Below are 23,492 nucleotides of genomic sequence, written 5' to 3' on the forward strand. Positions count from 1 at the left end.
TTTTTTTAAATTGAAGAGCAATGAATTTTTATAACTATTTATATCATAAAAGAAATCTTTTTTACGCTTTCATGATCCTATCCTTGCTGACGGCCGGATGCGATAAAGATCTCCTAAATACAGTACCTACAGATCGACTTTCGGAAAATATATTTTGGAAAAGTCAAGCAGATGTAGAATTAGCTGTTAATGCATTGTATAATGACCTGGATGGAGCGGAAATTTTCTATCTGGATGCGTTAACAGATATTGCGCATGTCAATCAACCTTTTGCAGTAGACGCGTATATCGAACAAGGAACTTATGATGCATCAAGTTCGCGTCTATATAACACCTGGAGTAATGCGTATAAGGGAATCGGTGCCGTCAATTATTTCTTGGCAAATGTCAATAAAATTGAAGGAAGTAAAAATGAAGCATTAATTACGCGATATATCAGCGAAGCTCGGGTATTAAGGGCTTATCAGTATATCAAGTTGGCCTATTTATTCGGTAAGGTGCCTTTGGTAAAAACACCGTTGACATTGCAGGAAGGAAGGGAAGTGCAGCAGGCAGAGCTTGTTGAAATATATGATTTTATTGACAAGGAACTGGAGGAAGCAGCAGCGGGCTTACCTAATTTTTATAGCGGGAATGATATCGGGAGGATCACGCGCTGGGCAGCCTTAGGCCTAAAGGCGCGAGCAGACCTCTATGCAGGACGTTTTGCAGCTGCAGTCAAAGCAGCCAAGTTAATTATTGATAGTCATCAGTTTGAACTGTATCCTTCCTATGCGACGCTTTTCTCCTATGCAGCAGAAAATAATAAAGAAGTCCTTTTAGATAAGCAATTTTTAGAAAATATATATACTCAAAATGTTTTCAGTCAGTTGGCACCTTACAGTCAGCAGAATGGACAAAGCACTTATGTACCGACAAAAGCTTTAGTCGATAGTTACGTGACCATTAACGGACAAGTGATCACAGATGCTGCTGATTATGACGTCAAAAATCCTTATAAAAACCGAGATCCTAGACTTTATCATTCGGTTTTTTTAGATGGCGATCAACTACCTAGTGGTGCGATTTTTCATCCCGCGCCGAACAGTGGGACCGCCGATGCAGTAGGTAGTACCTATATTGCGTCAACAACAGGATTTAACATCAAAAAATATATTGATAAAAAAGACTTGTCCAACCCTTCCAAAAGTGGACTAAATATTATGCTGTTACGTTATGCAGAAGTATTGCTGACTTTTGCAGAGGCTAAAATTGAAATTGGAGAAATCGATGAAAGCGTCTATACTGCAATTAATCAAGTAAGAAACTCCCGGAATGACGTAAAGCTACCAAATATAAATGCAATAGGAGACAGCGAGCAGCTTCGTCAGCTTGTACGTCGTGAGCGCACTGTCGAACTTGCTTTCGAAGGCTTACACCTCGCGGACATTCGAAGATGGAAAACGGCTGAAAAGGTCGTCCCCGGTAAAGTGTATGGTATTACCTATCAAAATAACAAGGGCGAAACGGTTGTGGTTGAAGCAGCTTCCGAACGGCGTGTTTTCGATCCGCTAAAACATTACCTTTGGCCAATCCCCCAGCGTGAAATAAATCTAAATTCTAACTTACGGCAAAATCCAAATTGGTAATTTCTTATATTGCGACATTGTTTCCAATTAAATCATACAATCATGATGCGATATACTAAACTTTTCATGGCAATGACCATGTTTCTCTTCGTTACATTTGTTAATGCACAAAACAAGAAGCCTAATATAATCCTGATTCTTACAGATGATTTAGGCTATAGTGACCTCGGCTGTTATGGTAGTCCGAATATTTCGACTCCTTTTTTGGATTCCATCGCCAGCAAAGGTGTGCGGGCAACAAATTTTATGGTGTCGACTCCCTCTTGTACTCCTTCGCGGGCATCTTTGCTGACCGGACGATATGCTTCTCGTTATAATCTTCCGGTGCCAATCGGTCCCGGATCAGATGTCGGGCTACCTGATGAGGAGGAAACCATTGCCGAACTACTTAAAAAAGTAGGCTATCGTACTGGTCTGATCGGCAAGTGGCACCTTGGTGATAAACAGGTTTATCATCATCCCAATAAACAAGGCTTCGATTTTTTCTATGGAATGTTATATAGTCATGACTATCGCGATCCTTATGTAAAAACAGATTCTGTAATTAAAATCTTTAGGAATAGAAAACCCGAGGTCATTGCTCCCGACGATTCGGATTTAAGTGCATTATACCATAAGGAAACGGTGAATTTTATTGAAAACCAGGATAAAGATCATCCATTCTTTTTGTATTACGCGCACAATTTCCCCCACCTTCCATTAGCCTTTGCGAACAAAAAGAATAAATTTGCGGATCAACAGAATGCAGGTCCATTGGGAGCCGTCATGCGGGAACTGGATCATAATTTTGCTGAACTTTGGAAGACTGTTGAGAAAAAGGGATTGGCAGATAATACAATTCTGATTTTCTCGAGCGACAATGGCCCATGGATCGCCTACCCTTCGCGGATGTCAGATGACCATGCAACAAAAAATTGGCATGTGGGTACCGCTGGAGTTTTTAAGGGGTCGAAAGCCGAAACTACGGAAGGTGGTGTACGTGTACCGTTTATCGTGTACGGAAAAGGATATGCCCAGGAAGGAAAAGTGATTAGACAGGCAATCAGTAATTTGGATGTATTACCGACAATTGCAAAATGGACAGGGGCTCCTCTTCCAAAAAAATCCATCGATGGCCAGGAAATAGATGATTTATTGAGTGGTAAAACAGAAGATCTAAAGGCGGTACACCGACCGATATTTCTGGTAAACTATGGGCATGTTGAAGCTGTTCGAGCTGGTGACTGGAAATATAGACGAGTACCGGCGGGGGTTAACCAAATATCGGGAAAACCCTACGAGGCGGTTGAAGAACTACATAATATTGCTTGGGACCCAAGCGAAAGAACGAATGTAATTGCAGATTATCCGGAGAAAGCTGCGGAATTACGTGCACTATTTGAAACCTTCGATGGAAATATGAAATAATAAGAAATTGGGAGTTTACGCTCCTAGTGCTAATTTTTCTGTGGGGATTATTAAGTCTATTGTTGATATCGTCGTATTTGTTTTAATGGGTGTTGACAAATGCGGGAATTATCGTATGACCAAGTTCGTACTATCTTCGTCATTAAAACCGGATTAACAGTTGTTTTATAAGGTATAAACAGGGGGTTAATAGGGGGATACCTCTGTTATACCCCTGTTAACCCCCTGCTATATCCCTGTTAAACCCCTATTAAAGGCGAAGTTGGTATTAATCAGTAGTTAATTTGCACTCAGTAAGTGTCGAGTGAAAACTATCTAAAAGTTAAGCCAGCTGCGAATGGGGCAGATCGACTTTAAAGTAGTTTAAAATTCCCCTCTTTAACATCACGGCTATTGGGACCGATATAGACTTTAAAATCTCCCGGCTCGGCTACATAGTTCAGATTATTATCGAAGAATTTGAGATCCTTTACGTTAATCTCAAATTTAACCGTCTTTGTTTCACCTTTCTTCAGATATATTTTCTGAAACCCTTTCAATTCTTTTACCGGGCGGGTAACAGAGCCAACCAAGTCCTGGATATAGAGCTGAACTGTTTCTTCGGCGTCATACTTCCCTGTATTGCTAATCGTGATATTCGCGTGAATACTACTGTTGTTGTCTAATGTGTTTTTATCTAGATGAATATCACCATAAGCAAAGCTTGTGTAACTCAATCCATAGCCAAAGGGGTAGAGCGGTGAGTTGCTTACATCTAAATAATTCGATTTAAATTTTTCAAAATCCCCAGAATTTCCGTAAGGTCTTCCTGTATTTTTGTGCGCGTAGTAGATGGGGATTTGCCCGACATTGCGCGGAAAAGTTGCTGTAATCTTTCCAGAGGGAACGACATCTCCAAACAATACATCTGCAACCGCCTTTCCGGTCTCTGTGCCCCCAAACCAAACATTTAATATGGCGGGAACATGTGCATCTTCCCAGGTCAAGGTAAGCGGCCTACCTGTAAATAAAACAAGCACAACTGGTTTTCCGGTTGATAACAATGCTTTTAAAAGATTTTGCTGATTTTTCGGAATATCCAGTTCGGAACGGCTTGAGCTTTCTCCGGACATTTCTGAAGATTCCCCAAGTGCTGCAACAATGACATCAGCTTGTTTGGCAACCTTCAACGCCTCCGCAATAATTTCATCTTCTTTTCGGGGGTCTCTGGCTATTGTACGGCCAAACATTGTTGCATGTTTTTGATAAGTAGGATCTTCCAGAAGGTTACTGCCCAAGTGCGTAAGGAGATTTACTTTGTTACCCAAGACCGCTTTCATTCCTTCCACCAATGAAGCTGTTTTCTCCAATTCTGCACTCACACTCCAGGTTCCTGGCATATTGGCACCTGAATTGGCTAGAGGGCCGATTACAGCGACTGTGCCCGACTTTTTTAATGGGAGAATCTGATTTTCATTTTTCAATAAAACGAATGATTTAGCCGCAATTTCTCTTGCTTTGGCCTGGTTGGCTGCAGAACCGATGACGGTTTTTGCGCGCTGATCATCGCAATAACGATAAGGATCTTCGAATAATCCCAGTTTATACTTTGCTTCCAGTACAAAACGACAGGCTCGATCAATATCGGCGAGTTGGACTTTACCTTGATCAAGTGATTTTTTCAACGTGGTTAGAAAACCTTCGCCGACCATATCCATGTCTACTCCGGCATTTAAGCTGAGCGCCGATACCTGTTGCAGATCTCCAAGGCCATGTGCTGAGAGTTCATTAACAGCGGTATAGTCGGTTACGACCAAGCCTTTAAAGCCCCATTGTTTGCGTAATACGTCGGTCATCAACCATTTATTGGCCGAAGCAGGTACGCCATTGATGTCGTTGAAAGAAGTCATGATGCTCCCTGCGCCAGCATCTATAGCCGCTTTGTAGGGCGGTAGATATTCATTGTACATACGATGAAGGCTCATATCGGTACTATTGTAGTCCCGGCCAGCTTCTGCGGCACCGTATAACGCAAAATGTTTCACACAGGCCATCATGGTATTGTGTGCAGCTAGATTATCGCCTTGAAAACCATGAACAACAGCTTCGGCAACCTTCGAACTCAGGTAAGTATCTTCACCGGCGCCTTCAGAGATACGACCCCATCTTGGATCCCTCGAAATATCTACCATCGGCGAGAAAGCCCAGTTTATCCCATCAGCTGTGGCTTCCTCGGCAGCAATACGGGAAGACTGCTGAATTAATCCCATGTCCCATGTCGCTGCAAGGCCCAAAGGAATAGGGAAAACCGTGCGATAGCCATGGATAACATCCATACCAAAGATAATCGGAATCTTAAGCCTGGACTGTTTTATTGCAATTTCTTGGGTTTTCCGAATCTTGGATGGCGTACTCATACTGAATATGCCACCAATCTGACCATTTCGGATTTTAGTTTCCACATCCGTGGAAACCGTAGTTCCTGTTGTCGCTTCACCGCCTGTGACCAGATTTAGCTGCCCGATCTTTTCTTCTACAGTCATTTTAGCCATGAGTTGGTCTATAAACTGGTCCATTTTTTGATTCGACTGTGCTGGGCTGGCATGCCAAGCCAAAAACGCAAGGAGGAATGTTCCTACTACTTTTTTCATGTATTAATTTCTTTTATATTGCTATGAACGATTGTTATAAACGGGCTTACCATATCCGGTTTGGTGGATGATTGAAGTTTTGTTAGATCACGATTACATGCTATAACCTATTTTAATTTACAGCTCAATATGATCTTTATAATCTGTTCATGTTTGTTATTGACAGTTTTATATTTTCGTGGATGGAACCATTTTTAACGTGTGATGGATTAAAAATGATTCCTAAATCTTCCACTACTTTAAATAAGGACTTGCAAAACCAAGTTTTTTCAGTCCTTGCTGGATCTCTGGCGCCTGCATAAATAAGTCCCAGATTTTTCCTGTTCGATAATTCTCGATCATGACGATAATAGGTCCTTGATCGATCGCTAGATAACGTTGTGGAAACCAATTGGATGTTTCACTGTAAGCATCATAATAACCATATTTACCCCAAACTTTATCACCTAGTTTTCCGTTGAGATATTGCGCAAACCGGATACTTTCATGTGGGGTGTAGGGCATGGAAGATAATGCTGCGGTCGGTGAGATGATCCCGGGGTCATTGTCGGGATGATGCGCATCATATCCTTTGATGGAATAGCTGGCCGTCCAGCCCCAGCCTTTGTCAGGGCCATAACCCTTGTAACCTTTTGGGTTTTGTCCCGCATAAGCCAGATTTATTTTAACATGGTTACTGGTGGCCTCCCAATAATCAGCATACTGATCTTTTAACCCTTTCGGACTTAATCCCAAATAAGAATAGTGTTCCCAAAACAAAGGGCCTACTTCGCCTTCTTTGGCATTGTGTTTAAGCACTAATGGAATATCATATTTTTTGGCATTGCTTTTAATCCCGCCGGATCTTGCCCATCCTTCGTGGTACACACGAGGTGAAATCGGGTGAGTGGGCGAGGAGGCTGCTAAAACATAAGTAATCAGACATTCATCATAGCCTTTGATGGGATGGTTCTGTTGAAAATTAAATTTTGGACTCCAATGCCAGTAGAGCACATTTTGTCCATTTGTATAATGGTTCCAGTCGATTTCTTTCCAAAGTTTATCCGCTTTTTGTGAAACTACTTTAGCAGCATCACTCTTGTCTTTTAGATATTCACGAATAGTGATGAGTCCCTGTGCTAAGAAGGCCGTTTCAACAATATCCCCACCGTTGTCTTTCTCGCTAAAAGGTTTGGCTGTACCTAATTCGCCGTTATACCAATGTGCCCAGGCACCACGAAATCTTTCGATCTTGGCAAGATAGTCCATTATGTGGTTGAGCTTTTGAATACCTTGGTCCGCTGTGATAAAGCCTCGTTCCATGGCAACGATCATCCCCATCAGGCCGAAACCGCTTCCACCTATAGTCACCACATTACGATCATTCTCCGGATAGACACCATCCATGTGGATACGTTCGCGTGCAAGCCCCGATGTTGGTTCGGCACCTTCCCAAAAATATTGAAAGGTCTGTTGTTGAATATTCGTTAACAGGGAGTCTTCATTCATTTGAGATTGATCTATAGAATCATTTGTAGTTGGTTTTCCAACGTTTTTGGTGGCGGTGTTTTGGCATGAACTACTGAGAAGAAGGGCCAAAGCAATACCAGCGATGCTTGGATATGCTGTTCGTGTTCTCATGGATAAAAAAATTTTAAGAGTCTTGAAAAATGTCCAAACGACACGATGGTCGTTTGGACGGTGTTATTTTGTGCTATATTACCAACCTGGATTTTGGGGCATTTCTGGTGTTTGTATACGCTGATTTTCTGGAATTGGAAAGAGCATCATTTTATCTTGAAATGTCTTTCCTTCGGCAGCCATTGCAGCTTTGGCTTGTTTCGTCCGTATCAGATCAAACCACCGGTCGTGCTCAAAAGCCAGTTCAAGACGTCTTTCTTTCCAGATCAATTGACGGAGCTGCGCTTGATCCGTCGTCGTTATTTTCGGTAATTTTACACGTGTACGGATCATATTGAGTGCATCTAGGGCTTCATTGCTGTTACCAAGTTCGTTGGCTGCTTCGGCAAGGATAAGATAAATCTCGCCCAAGCGAAGATAACGAATGTTTTTGTCCGTATCCCCGGCACCACCGTTTGCGGAAGAATAGGCTTTTTCGTTATACATCGGATTTTCAACACCATTGTCGATCAACCGTCCATCGTAAAGCGTTTCACCCCTGAAAATAATGGTCGCATCGCGACGGATACTGTCATTTTCTGCATTAAAAGCATTCAGTAGATTTTGGCTAGGGATGTTGAAACCCCAACCTAAAGCGACTGCACCACCACGGGGAGCCTGTACCTGACTGTATTGTTGTATACCATGGGCAATGGAGGTGCCGCGTGCTTGCCATTCAAATAGTGATTCGGGACCATTTTCTCCCGCCAATCGCCAAATTGTTGCGTAATCTTTTTCAAGGCTATACCCCCCGGAGTTGATGACAGTTTTGGCCATATCGGCTGCTTGTTGCCACTTATTTTGATACAGATACACTTTTGATAATAATCCTTGTGCAGCTCCTTTGGTTGCGCGCCCGAGATCTTTTGCCGCATATGCAGATTTTACAGGAAGGTTGTCAATTGCAAACTGAAGATCTGCTTCAATATATGCATAGACTTCGGCAGCTGGTTCCCTTTTAATGTAATCGCGCTCTTGGATTGGAACGTCCCCCCAGCCGCGCACCAAATAGAAATAGTTGAGTGCCCGAAGGAATCTGGCTTCTCCAATTAATCTGTTTTTATAGGCCTCATCGGTTAAACCATACTCTTCAGTATACTCAATTGCGCGCGTAGCGCGACCGATGGATTTATACCATCGGGCCCACATCGATTGAAATGAACCTGCAGTAGAAGTATATGTGAGATTATCCAATAATAATTTGTCGCCGCCTGAATCGGTTGCGGAGCTGCCTTTATCCGCGTTATCTGAAATCATTTCAGTTATACCCAAAAAGGAAAAAGCATAATCCCAATCCGTAAACATGCCATAGACACCATTCACAAATTGTTCGGGGGTATATACCGTACCACTATCTTCTGCTTCGACATTTTCTTTTGAAGGAACATCTAAAAATTTGCTGTCTTTGCAGGAATGTAATGTCAAACCTGCACTGAGTACGATTGCTATATAGAGCTTATTAATTTTCATCGTGTAGTAATTTTAAAGATTAAAATTGCATGTTAAGTCCAAAAAGGAAATTACGGGTGGTCGGATAAGCCGAAAGCTCGATACCGGAGGTTAAGTTGGGACTACCGTCACCAGCTAATTCAGGCGAGAAACCGCTATATTTTGTAAACATAAACGGATTCTGAGCGGTTACATATAATCGTAATTTTGATTTTGAGCTATATAGTTTATCAAATGTGTAACCAACAGTGATGTTGTTGATACGGAAATAACTGCCTGACTCAAGGAAGTAACTTGAGGCCCAGATTGCCCGTTCGGCTCCTGGATGCACATTGGTTGAACCTGGTCCTGTCCAACGGTTCTCAAAGGTCGACAGGGCAATATTTTCTCCACCATCGGTACGTGTACTTTTCATGCCATTATAAATCTTGTTGCCAGCAACACCATAACCTGAGATATTAAAATCAATGGCCTTATAGTTGATCCCCAAATTAATCCCATAGGTTGAACTTGGTATAAAGGAACCGAAAAATTTCTTATCTCTGGTATCAATTACGCCATCCCCATTTTGATCTTTATATTTTAAGTAACCTGGTTTAGCTGGTCCGAAAGAAGGATTATTAGCGATATCATTCGCATCCTGAAATACACCGATTGATTCAAACATCCACCAGGCATAAATAGGTTGGCCGACCCGCAGCTGCTTTGTGATTTCGCCATTGTTCAGACTTCCTCCGGTAGCGCCATCATAGGTATGGACTACCTCTGTTACTTTGTTGCTGTTATATGAATAGTTGACTCCGACCGAATAGCTAAAATCTGGCGAGATATTCTTGTTCCAATTTAAGGCGACTTCAACTCCTTGATTTAATACCTTGGCGCCATGTGCATAATAGTTTTTTTCATCTGGTGACGAATAGATCGGAGTGACGTCGAGAATGGTATTGGTATTCTTTTTATGATAATAATCGACTGAACCTGACAGATTATTAAATAGCGTGAAGTCGATTCCGGCACCGGTTTCCTTGGTAACCTCCCAGCTTAAGTCGACCGGAGGTGTACCTTTGGCACTACCGTATACCATATTCTGTTCGGGACCAAAAACATAGTTGTAGTTGGAACTCTCTGGACTGGAAAAAATATTAAAGACGTTTAAAGGAATATTCTGATTCCCTAAATGACCATAGTTAGCCCTCACTTTTAAGAAGTTTATCCAGCTGATGTCTTTAACAAATTCTTCATTGGATGCGGTCCAGCCTATGCCGAAGGATGGAAATGTTCCCCAATATTTACCTGTATTACGAAATACACTTGAGGCATCTCTTCGAACTGTTGCTGTTAAATAGTAGCGACTGTCATAGTTATACTGCGCCCGCCCAAAGTAAGAGGCTAAAGCTCTCGGTGTATAGTAAGTCTGACGAGTGATCAATTTGTATTCATCTGATGCCAGATCAATATTCCAGTACTGTTCCTGTCCCGGTACATTATAGCCCATTTGGCTATTCATATTGTTTATATCATATTTTTCTCGAGACATTCCCAGGACAGCTTCGATGTTGTGCTTATCAAATGATTTGTTGAATGTTAGGAAATTTTCCCATGACCATCTGAACTGTTCAAGATTTTCATATTTGAGGCTATTGTTGGCAAAAGCAACATTGCCAGCGCCCCCTTTTGCTTTCTCGGTATAGAAATCGGCTTCCGTCCGCAATGGGTTAGCCTGTAGCCAATTGTTTTTGATATCAGTGAAAACTCGCTGTTTAGAATAGAATTTGTTGGCACCGATACGAGAATTTATTTTTAAATAATCCGTGATTTTAAATTCAGCTTCGAAGCTCCCCTGTAACCTTAAAGTATTTGTGCGTTCATTTTGTCGAAGTACCTCATAGACTGGATTACCGATCGTATTTAAATTTCCAATGGTCTGTCCGGCAGTTCCGTCAATTCCCACTATCCCTGTTTTTTGGTTGACACGTCCGATCCCATACCGTCCATTCGAATACATTAATGGCACGAGCGGAGATTGCTTATATGCGCTTGTAAAAGCGCTATTGGGTTTTGGCGTTGCGTTTGTTAAAGTTAAATTGAGGTTTTGCGAAAATTTGAGCCTATTGTTTAAAAATTTATAGACGTTGTTGTTCCGGATTGTGTTTCGGACATATTTGGAGCCATCGAGGATTCCATTCTCGGTAAAGTTATTCGCCGAAACAAAATAATCAACCTTTTCCGTACCACCGGCAATGTTGATGGCATTATTAAATACAGTTCCAGTTTTGATCAACTCATCATACCAATCCGTATTATTTGGCTGATTTTCTTTTAATTCCCAATTAGTTATCCCAAGAGAGAGTAAGTTTTCATTAAAATACGTTCTGAATTGATCCCCATTGGCCATTTTGACACGATTGAGAATTTTTTTCATCCCAGCATAACTTTCATAATTGATGTTGACAGTGCCTGCCTTACCCTTTTTTGTGGTCACGATAATGACCCCATTTGCAGCCCTTAGGCCGTAGATAGAAGCCGAGGAAGCATCTTTTAGTACATCCATAGATTCGATATCCGAAGGATTGATGTTATTAATATCATCTTGGGCGATACCATCAACAACATATAATGGATTACGTCCGGAAAGCGCTGTTCCTAAGCCCCTGATAATGACATTGGGGGATGAGCCCGGAGCTTCATTGGCAACAATATTTAAACCTGCAGCCTTACCCTGAATGGATTGCATCGCTGACATTGCAGGCTGTTTAGTGATATCAGCTGATTTTAATGAACTGATTGATCCTGTCAGGTCGGCCTTTTTCTGGGTACCATAACCGATTACGACAACCTCTTCCAAGGCTTTATTTTCGTTTTCCAGAAAAACATTCAGTTGAGTTTGGTTTCCGATATATACCGTTTGCGTGCGGTAACCTAGAAAATTGAAAACTAAGGAGTCGGTAGGAGCGGCGTTGATCTGAAATTTACCCGTTGCGTCGGTTTTGGTAGATACTGCTTTCCCCTTGATACTAATGGTGACCCCGGGCATGGATATCATGCTGGATCCATCTTTGACCACTCCTTGTATAGAAGTTTGTCCATAGGCAACCGAGACGACCATGGATGTCAAAAATAATGCGGATAGATTCCTCATATCGTAAAATTTTGGTGTTTGTTTAAAAATTCAATTGGTTATTCCCTCAGCAAATATGTTGATGTAGTACAAGTTTGCCAAAATTTAACATTTTCACATCACTACTACAGGGAATTTGTTCTTTCTCAGTACAGCTTATGTTGTTTGGTAAAATATTTTTAATGAGGTGTTTATGTTTGTTTTTTATGTAAAAAAAAGAGCGCTATAGTGTATTTTTTACACTAAAGCGCTTGTGTGGTAATGATGTAGTGTATGTAGCGGAGTTTTAACGTTCCAACAGAAATTCGGATAGGTTTTTGTCCGTTGGGATACCCAATTTTTTGCGTAATCGGTAACGTCTGATTTCAACTCCTCGTGTACTGATGTTAAGTAGCGAAGCAATCTCTTTACTGGACATATTGAGCCGTAAATAAGCACATAATTTTAAATCATTGGGAACGAGATCTGGAAACTCCTGTTTTAGTTTCTTAAAGAAATTCTCATGTGATTCATTGAAACTTTTTTCGAAAATATGCCAGTCACGATCGTCGTTATGGGCGTCTTCGATTAGCTTATTTATTTTTTTCAGTTCGTCCGAACTGAGTTTGTTTCCTTCAGCGTCTTTGAGTTGTTTGAGTTCATCGTGTAAATTGTTCAGCATTTCATTTTTATAAACAATATTGAGTGCAGCATTGGCCAATTCTTTATTTTTTAGACTGAGTTGATCCTCCAGCTGCTGGTTTTTTAATTTAATCCATTCCTTCTCCTTTTGTTCGGCATCTCTTTCCAAAGCAATTTTCTTTTCTTCCAGCCATTTTCGCTTTGCCTGAAACTGTCGTTTCCTTTCTCGTTGAAGATTGAGTTTATAAAGAAGGTAGATCAGTCCTGTAATAATCAGGGTATAGCCAATTTTTGCCCACCATGACAGATACCAGGGGTATTTAATCGTAAAAGATATTGTCCGTATTTCCGAAGTCAGGCCGGTATTGGTTCTAGCCCTTATCTTAATTTCAAAAAGTCCGTACGGTAGATTTGTGAAATCTTGATAAGCTGTTTCGCTCCAATCCGACCATTTATCTGAATAACCTTCCAGGTAATACTGATATTGTAAGGGAGAAGAAGAGTAATAGGGGCTGGAGAAACTTACTCTGAGGTTATTCTCGGATGAAGCCAATCTGAGCTCAGCATTGGGTATGATTGTTTCGCCAGTTGTAAGGTTGGTCAATTGAGCAACCTGAGGTGGAGGCAATACCGATTTATAATTTTGACCTGAATTCCGATAGATGGCAAAACCGTCGTCCAATCCGATAAGATAATAATGATTCTCGATCGGCAGGATGTTTTCGTAATTGCTCATCATCCGATCCTGCAAGGGGCTCAGTAGGTTAGAATCGATTTTAAGTTTTCCTTTACTATCAAAATCTACCTTGGCAATTCTAGTTTTTTGAATAAACCAATAGCTGTTGGTATTAATCGGAATGATTTTATTTGAATTTTTATAACTTCCTAAAGCCTTGTTTAATTCGCTCGCATAACTAAAGCGTTTGACGATATTGTCAAACTGCATGAATCCACTATCCGTTGCAAAAACAAGATTGTTTTCCAGGCTGTAAATACCCGTAAATCTTCTTTTGGAAGCAAGACTGTCTTGCTTTGATGTAAATTGAATTTGGACTTGTTGAAAGTCGGCGTCAAGAGCAATCAGCTGCACCTGTCCCCAATCACCAATCCAGAAAGAATGGTTGTCTTTTTGGGCGAGGAATCGGACAGGTTCTTTAATGGTCGAAAATTGCTGTGCAAATCGGAGTTGCATATCATCAAAAATGAATTTTGATAATCCTGTATAATTCCCTTGAAGAATATTTTTTGTTCCGAATATGGGTTTGAATATCCAGCCACCTGTAATTTCAGAAATCTTTTCCAGTTTTCCGTTAGCCAATTTAAAGGTTCCATCGTTGTGGCCGCAGATCAGTTGAGTACCAAATATAGCCAAAGTCCAGACCTGACCATTTGAATTGGGCACCTGAGCAAAATCCAGGGAATTGTAATTATTTAATCCTTTCCAGTCGCTGACAAATAAGCCTTTATTTGTTCCCAGATAAATTTTCCCCTGATAGATAATGGAAGTATATACGGTACCTATTTTTCCTGCAAAATCGGTGTAAAAAGATAAGGGGGAGTTGATTTCAATTCGGTCAATTCCGTTGTCCAGACCGACCCAGATATTTTGTTGTCTGTCTTTTGCAATACTGAGTACTGTATTGTTCTGTAGACCGTTATTTTTATTGATATGCTGGACGACTTCTCCGTTTTTATTGATAATAATTACCCCATTTTGGATGGTTCCAAAGGCGTACTGTCCACCAAATAAATAGATACCGTTGTTTATTTGGGATTGGATTAGAAGTGGATTGGCGGTAATGGACCAGGGTTTAATAGTTCCGTTGGAATCCATAAGATAGAGCCCATGACGCGCAGTCGCTATAATTGATCTATTTTTATCATAGGGCAATATGGCCAATACGTTTTTGTCTTTAAGTACCGCCCTGCCTGGTACAGGGACTAATTTATCCGCTTTGAATTCGTGTAAGCCACTGGGGAGTTGTTCAAAAAACAGCTGGCCGTTAAGTTGATGTGGAAATAAAAATGGTTCACCTTTCGCTGTAAGGGGCCTTATTGTGTTATTCTCCCAGATATAGGCTTTGGAAAACGTATGAAAGAATACACGATGATCCTCAACAATGATCTTCCAAATTTCTTCATTTGGAAAATAAGTTTTGTCTTTGACCAGTCTGGAAAGACTATGGTAGCTCATATCTCCAAAAGCCTTTGATGTCCAATAGCCGAATTCCCCGCGTCCACCGGTGAATACCCTTCCCGCTTTATCAATAGCTACACTGCGGACTGTCGAATGGTTGGGGAGTGGGTATATGCGCCAGTATTGTCCGTCGAACCGTAATAAGCCCTCTGTGTTGGCGCTATAGATTCGCCCTTCCTGATCAATTGCTAAAGACCAATTCTGGTTTCCCGCCTTGTATTGATCTTTTTTGTATTGCTTAACAAATGGTGTGCCCGTGGGTATGATTGTCTGGCCATAGCCAGTATTCATATTCAGCATAAAAAAAGCGCAAAACCAAAAGATATAGGCAACGCTATATTTTTTTGATATCATCGAATCCCTCACTTTAAATTGATTTTGAAAAGCAATATATAGATTTTATCGCAAAAGGGAGAATCCAAGCCGTATATGAATGTTATTATAGGTTTTCCTAGCGTTCTTTTTGATAAAATAGTCGAAATCGTTTTCGCATTTTTAATCGCTCAATTCCGTGAAGTCTACTCGTTTTTTAATTACCTTGGAAACAAATAACCAAATAAAACACGACTATGACTTGAACAAATCTTTAAAAATTAGATTTGGATTCAAACGAATTGCTCAAGGAGTGAATCCATCAATTTAAAACGTAAACCAAAAACACTAAACAGTAAAATTATGAAATCAAAGCTTTTCAGAAGAGGGCCTTGTGCACTTATTCCTTATGCTTCCATGGCCATATTTTTGTCTCCCGGCTTCTCACTGGGAGCAACTAGGGGCGAAGTTAGCGGCATTTATCATCAAATTAATCAGGAGGAATCAGAAATCAGAGGTAAGGTTGTCAATAGAGACAATTTGCCTCTACAAGGAGTTTCTATCAGCGTAAAGGGCGTTCCCGGCCGCAGTACACAGACCAACGATAAAGGCGAATTTACGCTAAAGGTACCTGCGCAAGCAACATTGATTTTTTCGTCCATAGGTTACGCCAAGCAGGAAATTAAGCTTGCGGCAAATCAAAAGACAGTACAGCTCACCTTACAATCGAACGAGTCACTTATGGATGAGGTTGTCGTGGTGGGCTATGGAACACAGCGAAAAAGCGATTTAACAGGTTCTGTGTCTTCCATTAATGCAAATCAAATCAACGCCTTCCCCTTAGCCGGTACGGCACAAGCTTTACAGGGACGGGCTGCTGGGGTTTCAGTAACCAGCACGAATGGCGAACCCGGTAAAGCTCCGCGCGTACGGATCAGGGGTGGTAGCTCTATCAATGCAAGTAGTGATCCCTTGTATGTTGTAGACGGATTTCCTGGTAGTTCTGCTCCCGCACCCGAAGATGTTGAATCTATCGAAGTGTTAAAAGATGCTTCTGCAACAGCGATCTATGGTTCGAGAGGGGCCAATGGGGTGATCATGATTACAACAAAAAAAGGGCGTTCAGGTAAACCCGTTATTGAATTAAATAATTCCTTTGCCTCTCAAAAAGTAGGCAAGCGCCTTTCGCTATTAAATGCTTCGGAATTTGCTTCTTATATTAACGATACTTATACAAATGCCGGGAACAGCAATTTGCCTTTTAAAGATCCACAATCTCTGGGCGAAGGAACAGACTGGCAGGATCTTATCTTTAGAAATGGAAATCAGTTGAATAATCAAGTCTCCGTGTCCGGTGGCAGCGACAACATCAGGTATTATACTTCCGTGAGCCATTTTGGACAGAAAGGAACTGTGATCAATTCCGATTTTAGAAGATTATCTGGAACCTCAAATTTAGAAATGAAGGTTTCTGATCGAATCAAAATTGGAACAAGGTTGCTGTTTAACCGCAATAAATTAAATGGAGTAAGGACACAGGAGGGAAGTAGCGGAACGACGGGTGCTGGAGTGATCTCTGCGGCGTTGCGTTTTGAACCCACACAAGGCGTGTACAATGCAGAAGGAAAATACACGCTGAAGCAGTTCGGCGATCCACATGACAATCCGGTAGCGGCTGCCATGGAAAGGAAAAATGAGGTCATTACAGATCTGTTTCAGGGAAATGGATTTGTGGAGTTGGGGATTTTAGAAAATCTGACCTTTCGCAGTACTTTCGGGGTGCAGGTCAGTAATCAACGTACAGGTAACTATGTGTCAAAAGAACTCGTGGAAGGGAGAAATTTTGGTGGGGTTGGATCCATTGCGGCGCATAAAAATACCAACTTGATCAACGAGAACTTCCTGACATATACACAAACATTTCACGAAGATCATAATCTGAACGCCATGGCTGGTTATTCTTATCAAAGTTCCAGAAATGAAACCTGGCAGGCCAATAATCGAAATTTCATTTCAGACAGCTTTAGCTATTGGAATCTAGGTGCTGGTTCCAATTATCAAAATGCAGCATCGAATCTCGAAGATTGGGTAATGTCTTCATTTTATGGGCGCTTAAACTACAACTATAAAAATCGGTATTTTATTACAGCTACTGGGCGGTATGATGGATCTTCGAAGTTTGGTGATAATAATAAATGGGCCTTCTTTCCTTCTGGAGCACTTGCCTGGAACCTGAGCCAGGAGCCGTTTATGAAATCAATCGATTGGCTGAGCAATTTAAAATTGCGAACAAGTTATGGTGAAACCGGAAACTCGGAAATTGGTTCCTACCAATCTTTGGCTAGATTCTCACCTACTTTAACAACAATGGGGGGAAGTCCTGTTAATGCTGTTCGGCCTACGAATGTTGCCAACCCTAATTTAACCTGGGAAACAACCAAGCAGACAGATGCCGGGATGGATATCGGTATTCTAAAAAGCAGAATCAACCTTTCTATAGACTATTATTACAAGAAAACAATCAACTTGTTGTATCAGGTACCATTGCCACTCTATTCGGGCTTCACCACTGCACTTCAGAATGTGGGAAGTGTGCAAAACAAAGGCTGGGAATTTGGTTTGCAGACAACCAATCTCAACGGCGCCTTTGGATGGAAAACAGATTTTAACATCAGTTTCAATCGCAACAAGATTTTGCAGCTCCCTGGAGGCGAGATTCGATATAATACGATCCCTGGTCACATGCTTTCAACGGATTCGCAGTTGCTACGTGAAGGTGAGGTACTCGGCGCATTTTTTGGTTGGGTGACCGATGGAATTTATCAGCAGGGTGATGATTTTAGCGCGCAACCAAATAAGAAACCTGGAGATATTCGCTATAAAGATTTATTTGGTCGCGATAAAAATAATCAATTGATCGCCGGTGCAAATGGCGTGGTGAATGCCGATGACCGTACGATTATAGGTAATCCTAATCCTGATTTCACCTTCGGTTTTAACAATGATTTTAAGTATAAGAATTTCGATCTGAATATTTTTATGCAAGGAAGTTATGGTAATGATATGTTGAATATTACGCGGATGGAGCTCGATTGGATGGCCGGGAAGGGTAATGCTACCAAGGATGCATTGCGACGCTGGACACCCGAAAATACCAATACAAATGTACCAAGGGCAAGTTCAACAAACAATCCCGAAGTCTCCTCACGCTGGGTAGAAGACGGCTCTTACCTCCGATTAAAAAATCTTGCTCTGGGCTATAATTTTTCAGAAAAGTCGCTCGAAAAAATTCATCTAAAATATTTAAGAATATACCTCAGCGCACAAAATATATGGACCTGGACCAATTATTCGGGTTTTGACCCTGAGGTAAGCTATCAGGATTCTAACCGAAATCTGGGGTTGGATTACATGGGCTACCCCAATATTAAATCGTATACCCTTGGTCTAAATCTAAGGTTTTAACATCAGGAGGAACCTACGTAGTACTATTGATGGTAAATAAATAAAAATAAATAATTGGGTGTAATAATTCTCAGCAAGATGCTGGAAATAATGCCCATTAAAATTTGTGCTAATGAAAAAGATAACTCTATATCGTATTATACTTACGACGCTGTGTTTTACCAGCTTGTTTTCCTGTACAAAACTAAACGAGGAACCGGTAAGTATTTTGGATCCTAAGCAATATTTTAAGACCGAAGCGGATGCTGAAGCTTCCGTGATGGGGATTTATGGACTTTTGGCCAATGCAGATTTTTATGGTCGGCGATTGACCATGGTACTGCAATTGCTGGGAGATGACATTGATATTGCGGATATTGGGACGCAGTCTAGTCGGATTCAGCTCAACAGTTTTACACACGATGCAAGCAACCAGGATTTGCTAGCCGTATGGAAAACTGCCTATTTGGGTATCGGCGCTGCAAATGCCGCGATAGATGGTATTCCGGCTGTTGCAATGAATGAGGCTAAAAAATCTGCACTTATTGCCGAAGCGAGATTGCTACGGGCTTTGTATTACTATCACTTGGTTCAACTATTTGGGGATATCCCCTATATTGGTGAATTCGTCAGCGATCCAAGTAAGGTAATTGCTATCAGCAAAACTCCGGCAGCAAAGGTTTATGACAATATCATCGCAGATTGCGAATATGCCATTGCGAATTTGCCGAATACATATGCAAACAATAATAAAGCAAGGCCCTCCAAAGGATCCGCGCAAACATTGCTTGCTTCGGTCTATATGGTCTTAAAAAAATGGGATGACGCTGCAAGGATGGCGGAAGCCGTAATCAATGATGCAAACAAATACCAGTATGCCTTGGTCAAAGATTTTAATAGCCTATGGGATGCCGATCTTGGTTTTCAGACCGAGCATGTTTGGGTGGTTGACTTTTTGGGCGGAATTACTGGTGAAAATGCATCCAATCAGGATTATACTGCCCCAATGACGGGGGTACGGGACGCTGATATGTTGGGATGGAGTGTCATCGTACCATCTAATGGCGTATATGCAAGCTTTTCCGACCAAGATTATAGAAAGAAAATCAGCTTCCTGACCGAAACGCCTGTAAAAGGAGTGATGACCCCTTATCAAAAATGGAAATGGCCCCGTATACATACCGCAAAATGGTGCCTACATCCGGGAGCTAATGCCGGAGCGGATGGTTCTGATTCTGATATTAAGCATGTTATCTTTCGCTACGCCGAAGTTCTTTTAATGGCTGCTGAAGCAATAAATGAGAGCAAAGGCGGCCCAACAGAGAAAGCCTATAGTTATATAAATGCTGTTCGGGCCAGAGCAAGATACACAGCAGAGGGGATAAGGAATTTTCCGGCAGACCTGACGGTAGGTATGACACAGGCTGACTTTCGAAAAGCAGTGCAAGAAGAACGCCGTGTTGAATTGGCTTTTGAATGGAAAAGATGGTACGATATCAAACGTTGGGGACAGGTCGTGGAGGCGTTTACAAGGCAGGGTGCTTATGAAAGCCAGCCGAAAGTGAAAGATTTTCACGCACTGATGCCTATTCCTCAGGATGAAATCGCACGTAATAACAATTTACTACCACAAAATCCAGGGTATTAAACCCCAATAGCATTCTCTTCGAAGTAAAAAAAAGAAAATATCAACCTATTCGTAAGTTGATATTTTCTTTTAATAAGTATGGAAAAAGCATTTTTCGGACCCTATTCAAGAGTGAATGAGCAATTGAAAATTGGATTTTTTTAAAAATCCGTTTAATTCCGCTGAAAATCGAGGGAAAAGACATTTTTTCCACTTATTTGAACGAAAATTCTCCCTTGGGAAACCCGCGATTTTTGATATTTGGTTTCATTTATTGAGTTCAAATAACCACATAAACCAAGAGAACTATGATAACACCGATAACCAAAACGGTAGGGAAGGGTTTGCTTTTATTTTCGCTGATGAGTATGGCTGCACCAAATGTTTTTGCACAGTCTCAGCTAAAAATATCCGGAAAAGTAACCTCACCCGCGGGCGAACCACTCGCAGGGGTGACAGTACAGATTAAAGGCGCAAAGAATGGGACTGTTACAGATGTATCCGGCAATTACCAAATTATAGCTAAAGATATTGATGTATTGATCTTCACTTTAGTAGGTAGAGAAAAAGCAGAAATAGCTGTTGATAATAAAGATCATATCAATCTTGTCCTACAAGAATCAAGTAGCCTTATGGATGAAGTTGTCGTAGTAGGCTATGGAACCCAGAAGAAGAGTAACTTAACAGGGGCTGTTGCGGCTGTGGATGGAAAAACCTTGAACAAGCGGATCGCAACAAACCCTACCCAATTACTTCAGGGGCGTATGCCGGGACTTCGTGTGACACAGGGCTCCGGAGAGGCCGGAAATGAAAATGTGAATTTACAGGTTCGGGGGCTGGGCTCTTACGGTGCATCTTCTGCGCCATTGGTTATCGTAGATGGGATTCCTGGCAGTTTGGAAAACCTGAATCCACAGGCAATTGAAAATATTACGGTATTAAAAGACGCTGCCTCCGCAGCAATCTATGGCGCGAGAGCCGCAAATGGTGTCATCCTCGTGACAACCAAACAGGGTAAATCTGGAAAGGCACAGCTGAGTTACGATTACAATGTCGGCATCACAAAGGCCTCAGCATTGCCTGATTTGGTCTATAATTCGGTAGATTATATGACCCTATACAATCAAGCTGCTAAAAATTCAGGTATTACCAATGCGAATTCGTTTTTCAGCCAGGAAATGATCGACGCCTATAAAAATGCGACGGACAAAACACTTTATCCGGATTTCAACTGGTTGGATGCCGTATTTAAAACGGTACCTGTGCAAACGCATAATTTAAGTTTAAGCGGTGGTGCTAATGGAACCAATTACAACGTCATCCTTGGTTATGTCGATCAGCCCGATATTATGATCGGTACGTCCTTTAAAAAGTATAATTTGCAGCTGAACCTCAATTCGAAAATCAATGATAGAATAAGCTTTGGTTCGAGCATTACGCTGAATTATGGTGACCGAAAATATCCAAGAAATGGAGCCGAAGATCAGTTTCTGTCAACAATAAGCCAATCGCCATTATATGGTCCTGTACTCCCGGATGGTAGTGGTCGATATACTTCCAGAGCATATCCTTTTCAGTCTCCGAATAAAAACCCTGTAGCCGTTGCTGAAAATGCATTCACAAGGCTAAACAATTACTTTATGCAGGGTAATATTTTTGTGAACATAAAATTACTGGATGGCTTGGAATGGAAAACCAGTGGTGGTCTGACTTATGGGTTTACGAAAAACTATACCAACAAGCCTGTGATCAACCAGTACATGTGGCAGGCAAAACCGGATGCACTTCCGGCGCGACAATTGGACGTGGGCGGCCAAGGATTGGAAGTGACGGATGATAATAATGTCTATCCTGTAGGTTATACCCAACTAACGTATGATAAGTCATTCGGAGACCATAATCTGAAGGTATTGGCTGGTACACAGGCCGAATATAATAAGGCGCAAAAATTATTTGGCAGCAGATTGCAGTTCCCAAATAAGGATCTGCTGGAATTAGATGGCGGTGGCGCAGGACAGCAGTCTAATAGTGGTATCACGAATGAATGGTCGCTAAGATCCTATTATGGTCGTTTGAATTATGATTACAAGGGTAAGTATCTCTTGGAGGGAAATGCTCGTTATGATGCTTCTTCACGTTTTCCTGAGAATCGTAAATGGGCCTTTTTCCCATCTGTATCGGCAGGATGGAAGATCTCAGACGAGGCTTTTTTTGGCGAGCAGCTTAAAGAAACAGTGAATGAAGTCAAACTTAGGGCTTCCATCGGAACCTTGGGTAATCAGAATATTGGCAATTACCCCTATCAGACGGTTTACAGCTCTGCTTTTGCCTATCCATTTGAAGAAAACCTACAACAGGGCGCACGTCAGGTTGCCATGGCAAATGAACAGATAAAATGGGAAAGCACCCGGGTACTCGATTTTGGTTTTGATCTTGGATTCTGGAATAATAAACTGACAGCCTCCTTTGACTGGTACAATAAAGTCACCTCTGATATTCTTTCGTCGTCGACAGCATTCCCTTCCTATATTGGTCTGACGGCACCGACGGTAAATTATGGAACGCTCCGTAATCGAGGGATCGAACTCGGACTGCAATACCGTGAAAAAATAGGTGAGGTTTCGCTGACATTGAACGGAAATATTCAGGCCAATCGCAATAAGGTCATAAAATATGGAGCTGAACGTATTTCAGGTAATACAATTACCCGGGAAGGTCTACCTTATGGCAGTTTTTATTTATTGGAAAGTATAGGCATATTTCGCTCTAAGGAAGAGATCGCAAATTCGCCAAAACAACAGGTGCCAGCACAGCCTGGTTATTTGAAATTTGCAGATGTTGATGGAGATAATATGGTGGATAATAATGATCGCGTTGTTGTGCCAGGAGCATTCCCAGATTTTGATTATTCCTTTAATGCAACTGCAGTATGGAAAAATTTTGATTTTACAGCATTTTTCTTTGGATCTCAAGGGCAGAAAATATTTGTTAGCGAATGGGGAATCGTTCCTTTTAGACAAGGGGGAACTTTCACCCGAGAATGGATGGATGCCTGGACACCGGAAAATCCAAATGCATCGTTGCCGATTGTGGGCTTAGATAATTCTCCTGCAGCAAATAATGTCAGGACAGCCTCGACATTTTTCCTGAAAGATGGATCTTTCTTGAGATTGAAAAATATTCAAATTGGATATAGTCTACCGCAAAGTACATTGTCAAAGACAGGAATCTCAGGTCTTCGGGTTTATTTTGCAGCAGATAATCTGCTTACTTTTTCAAAGTTCCCAGGTTTAGACCCTGAGAGAGGTGTATCCAGCAGTGGTGGTGCTACCTCAGGGCGTTATGTAACCCATCCTCAAAATAAAGTTTTTGCATTTGGTGCAAATATCACCTTCTAACT

The 23,492-nt window shown here is 41.5% G+C and carries 10 protein-coding genes; 5 read left to right on the top strand and 5 right to left on the bottom strand.

Annotated features, from left to right (window positions below; translation table 11 throughout):
* Nucleotides 1-20: 20 nt before the first annotated feature.
* Together ABDW32_RS00980 and ABDW32_RS00985 are read left to right on the top strand one after the other, a co-directional pair.
* Nucleotides 21-1,628, top strand: a complete 1,608-nt coding sequence (locus ABDW32_RS00980; protein ID WP_343558668.1) for a RagB/SusD family nutrient uptake outer membrane protein — start codon at nucleotides 21-23, stop codon at nucleotides 1,626-1,628.
* A 42-nt stretch (nucleotides 1,629-1,670) separates the two neighbouring features.
* Entirely contained in the window at nucleotides 1,671-3,035 is a 1,365-nt protein-coding gene (locus ABDW32_RS00985) for a sulfatase-like hydrolase/transferase (protein ID WP_343558669.1), read from the top strand.
* 353 nt (nucleotides 3,036-3,388) lie between these two features.
* On the opposite strand, the gene bglX is transcribed toward ABDW32_RS00985, so the two are convergent.
* From bglX to ABDW32_RS01010, 5 genes are all read right to left on the bottom strand, one after another.
* Complete coding sequence (gene bglX / locus ABDW32_RS00990) at nucleotides 3,389-5,665, bottom strand: beta-glucosidase BglX (protein WP_343558670.1); 2,277 nt, start codon at nucleotides 5,663-5,665, stop codon at nucleotides 3,389-3,391.
* Nucleotides 5,666-5,899: 234 nt separating this feature from the next.
* Nucleotides 5,900-7,285 (bottom strand): glucoamylase family protein, encoded by a 1,386-nt coding sequence (locus ABDW32_RS00995; RefSeq protein ID WP_343558671.1) that lies wholly within the window; start codon nucleotides 7,283-7,285, stop codon nucleotides 5,900-5,902.
* A 78-nt stretch (nucleotides 7,286-7,363) separates the two neighbouring features.
* Entirely contained in the window at nucleotides 7,364-8,794 is a 1,431-nt protein-coding gene (locus tag ABDW32_RS01000; protein ID WP_343558672.1) for a RagB/SusD family nutrient uptake outer membrane protein, read from the bottom strand.
* A 19-nt stretch (nucleotides 8,795-8,813) separates the two neighbouring features.
* On the bottom strand, nucleotides 8,814-11,912 hold the full coding sequence (locus ABDW32_RS01005; RefSeq protein WP_343558673.1) for a TonB-dependent receptor: 3,099 nt from the start codon (nucleotides 11,910-11,912) through the stop codon (nucleotides 8,814-8,816).
* 265 nt (nucleotides 11,913-12,177) lie between these two features.
* On the bottom strand, nucleotides 12,178-15,063 hold the full coding sequence (locus tag ABDW32_RS01010; RefSeq protein ID WP_343558674.1) for a triple tyrosine motif-containing protein: 2,886 nt from the start codon (nucleotides 15,061-15,063) through the stop codon (nucleotides 12,178-12,180).
* 321 nt (nucleotides 15,064-15,384) lie between these two features.
* Here ABDW32_RS01010 and ABDW32_RS01015 point away from each other — a divergent pair, with 321 nt between their 5' ends.
* The 3 genes from ABDW32_RS01015 to ABDW32_RS01025 all read left to right on the top strand — a co-directional run bounded on the left by ABDW32_RS01015 (nucleotide 15,385) and on the right by ABDW32_RS01025 (nucleotide 23,490).
* Nucleotides 15,385-18,486, top strand: coding sequence for a TonB-dependent receptor (locus ABDW32_RS01015; RefSeq protein ID WP_343558675.1), 3,102 nt, complete (start codon nucleotides 15,385-15,387; stop codon nucleotides 18,484-18,486).
* 112 nt (nucleotides 18,487-18,598) lie between these two features.
* The gene (locus ABDW32_RS01020; RefSeq protein WP_343558676.1) at nucleotides 18,599-20,113 is read left to right on the top strand and encodes a RagB/SusD family nutrient uptake outer membrane protein; all 1,515 of its coding nucleotides are present in this window, start codon (nucleotides 18,599-18,601) and stop codon (nucleotides 20,111-20,113) included.
* A gap of 287 nt (nucleotides 20,114-20,400) precedes the next feature.
* A complete protein-coding gene (locus tag ABDW32_RS01025) occupies nucleotides 20,401-23,490 on the top strand; it encodes a TonB-dependent receptor (RefSeq protein WP_343558677.1) in 3,090 nt (1,029 codons plus the stop codon).
* Nucleotides 23,491-23,492: the final 2 nt, after the last annotated feature.

The sequence above is a fragment of the Sphingobacterium sp. genome (genome assembly GCF_039596235.1).
Lineage (GTDB): Bacteria > Bacteroidota > Bacteroidia > Sphingobacteriales > Sphingobacteriaceae > Sphingobacterium.

Bases quoted from the DNA above. Each gene is read 5' to 3' on its own strand.
- ABDW32_RS00980 (WP_343558668.1), top strand. From the start codon at position 21: ATGAATTTTTATAACTATTTATATCATAAAAGAAATCTTTTTTACGCT.
- ABDW32_RS00985 (WP_343558669.1), top strand. From the start codon at position 1,671: ATGATGCGATATACTAAACTTTTCATGGCAATGACCATGTTTCTCTTC.
- bglX (WP_343558670.1), bottom strand. From the start codon at position 5,665: ATGAAAAAAGTAGTAGGAACATTCCTCCTTGCGTTTTTGGCTTGGCAT.
- ABDW32_RS00995 (WP_343558671.1), bottom strand. From the start codon at position 7,285: ATGAGAACACGAACAGCATATCCAAGCATCGCTGGTATTGCTTTGGCC.
- ABDW32_RS01000 (WP_343558672.1), bottom strand. From the start codon at position 8,794: ATGAAAATTAATAAGCTCTATATAGCAATCGTACTCAGTGCAGGTTTG.
- ABDW32_RS01005 (WP_343558673.1), bottom strand. From the start codon at position 11,912: ATGAGGAATCTATCCGCATTATTTTTGACATCCATGGTCGTCTCGGTT.
- ABDW32_RS01010 (WP_343558674.1), bottom strand. From the start codon at position 15,063: ATGATATCAAAAAAATATAGCGTTGCCTATATCTTTTGGTTTTGCGCT.
- ABDW32_RS01015 (WP_343558675.1), top strand. From the start codon at position 15,385: ATGAAATCAAAGCTTTTCAGAAGAGGGCCTTGTGCACTTATTCCTTAT.
- ABDW32_RS01020 (WP_343558676.1), top strand. From the start codon at position 18,599: ATGAAAAAGATAACTCTATATCGTATTATACTTACGACGCTGTGTTTT.
- ABDW32_RS01025 (WP_343558677.1), top strand. From the start codon at position 20,401: ATGATAACACCGATAACCAAAACGGTAGGGAAGGGTTTGCTTTTATTT.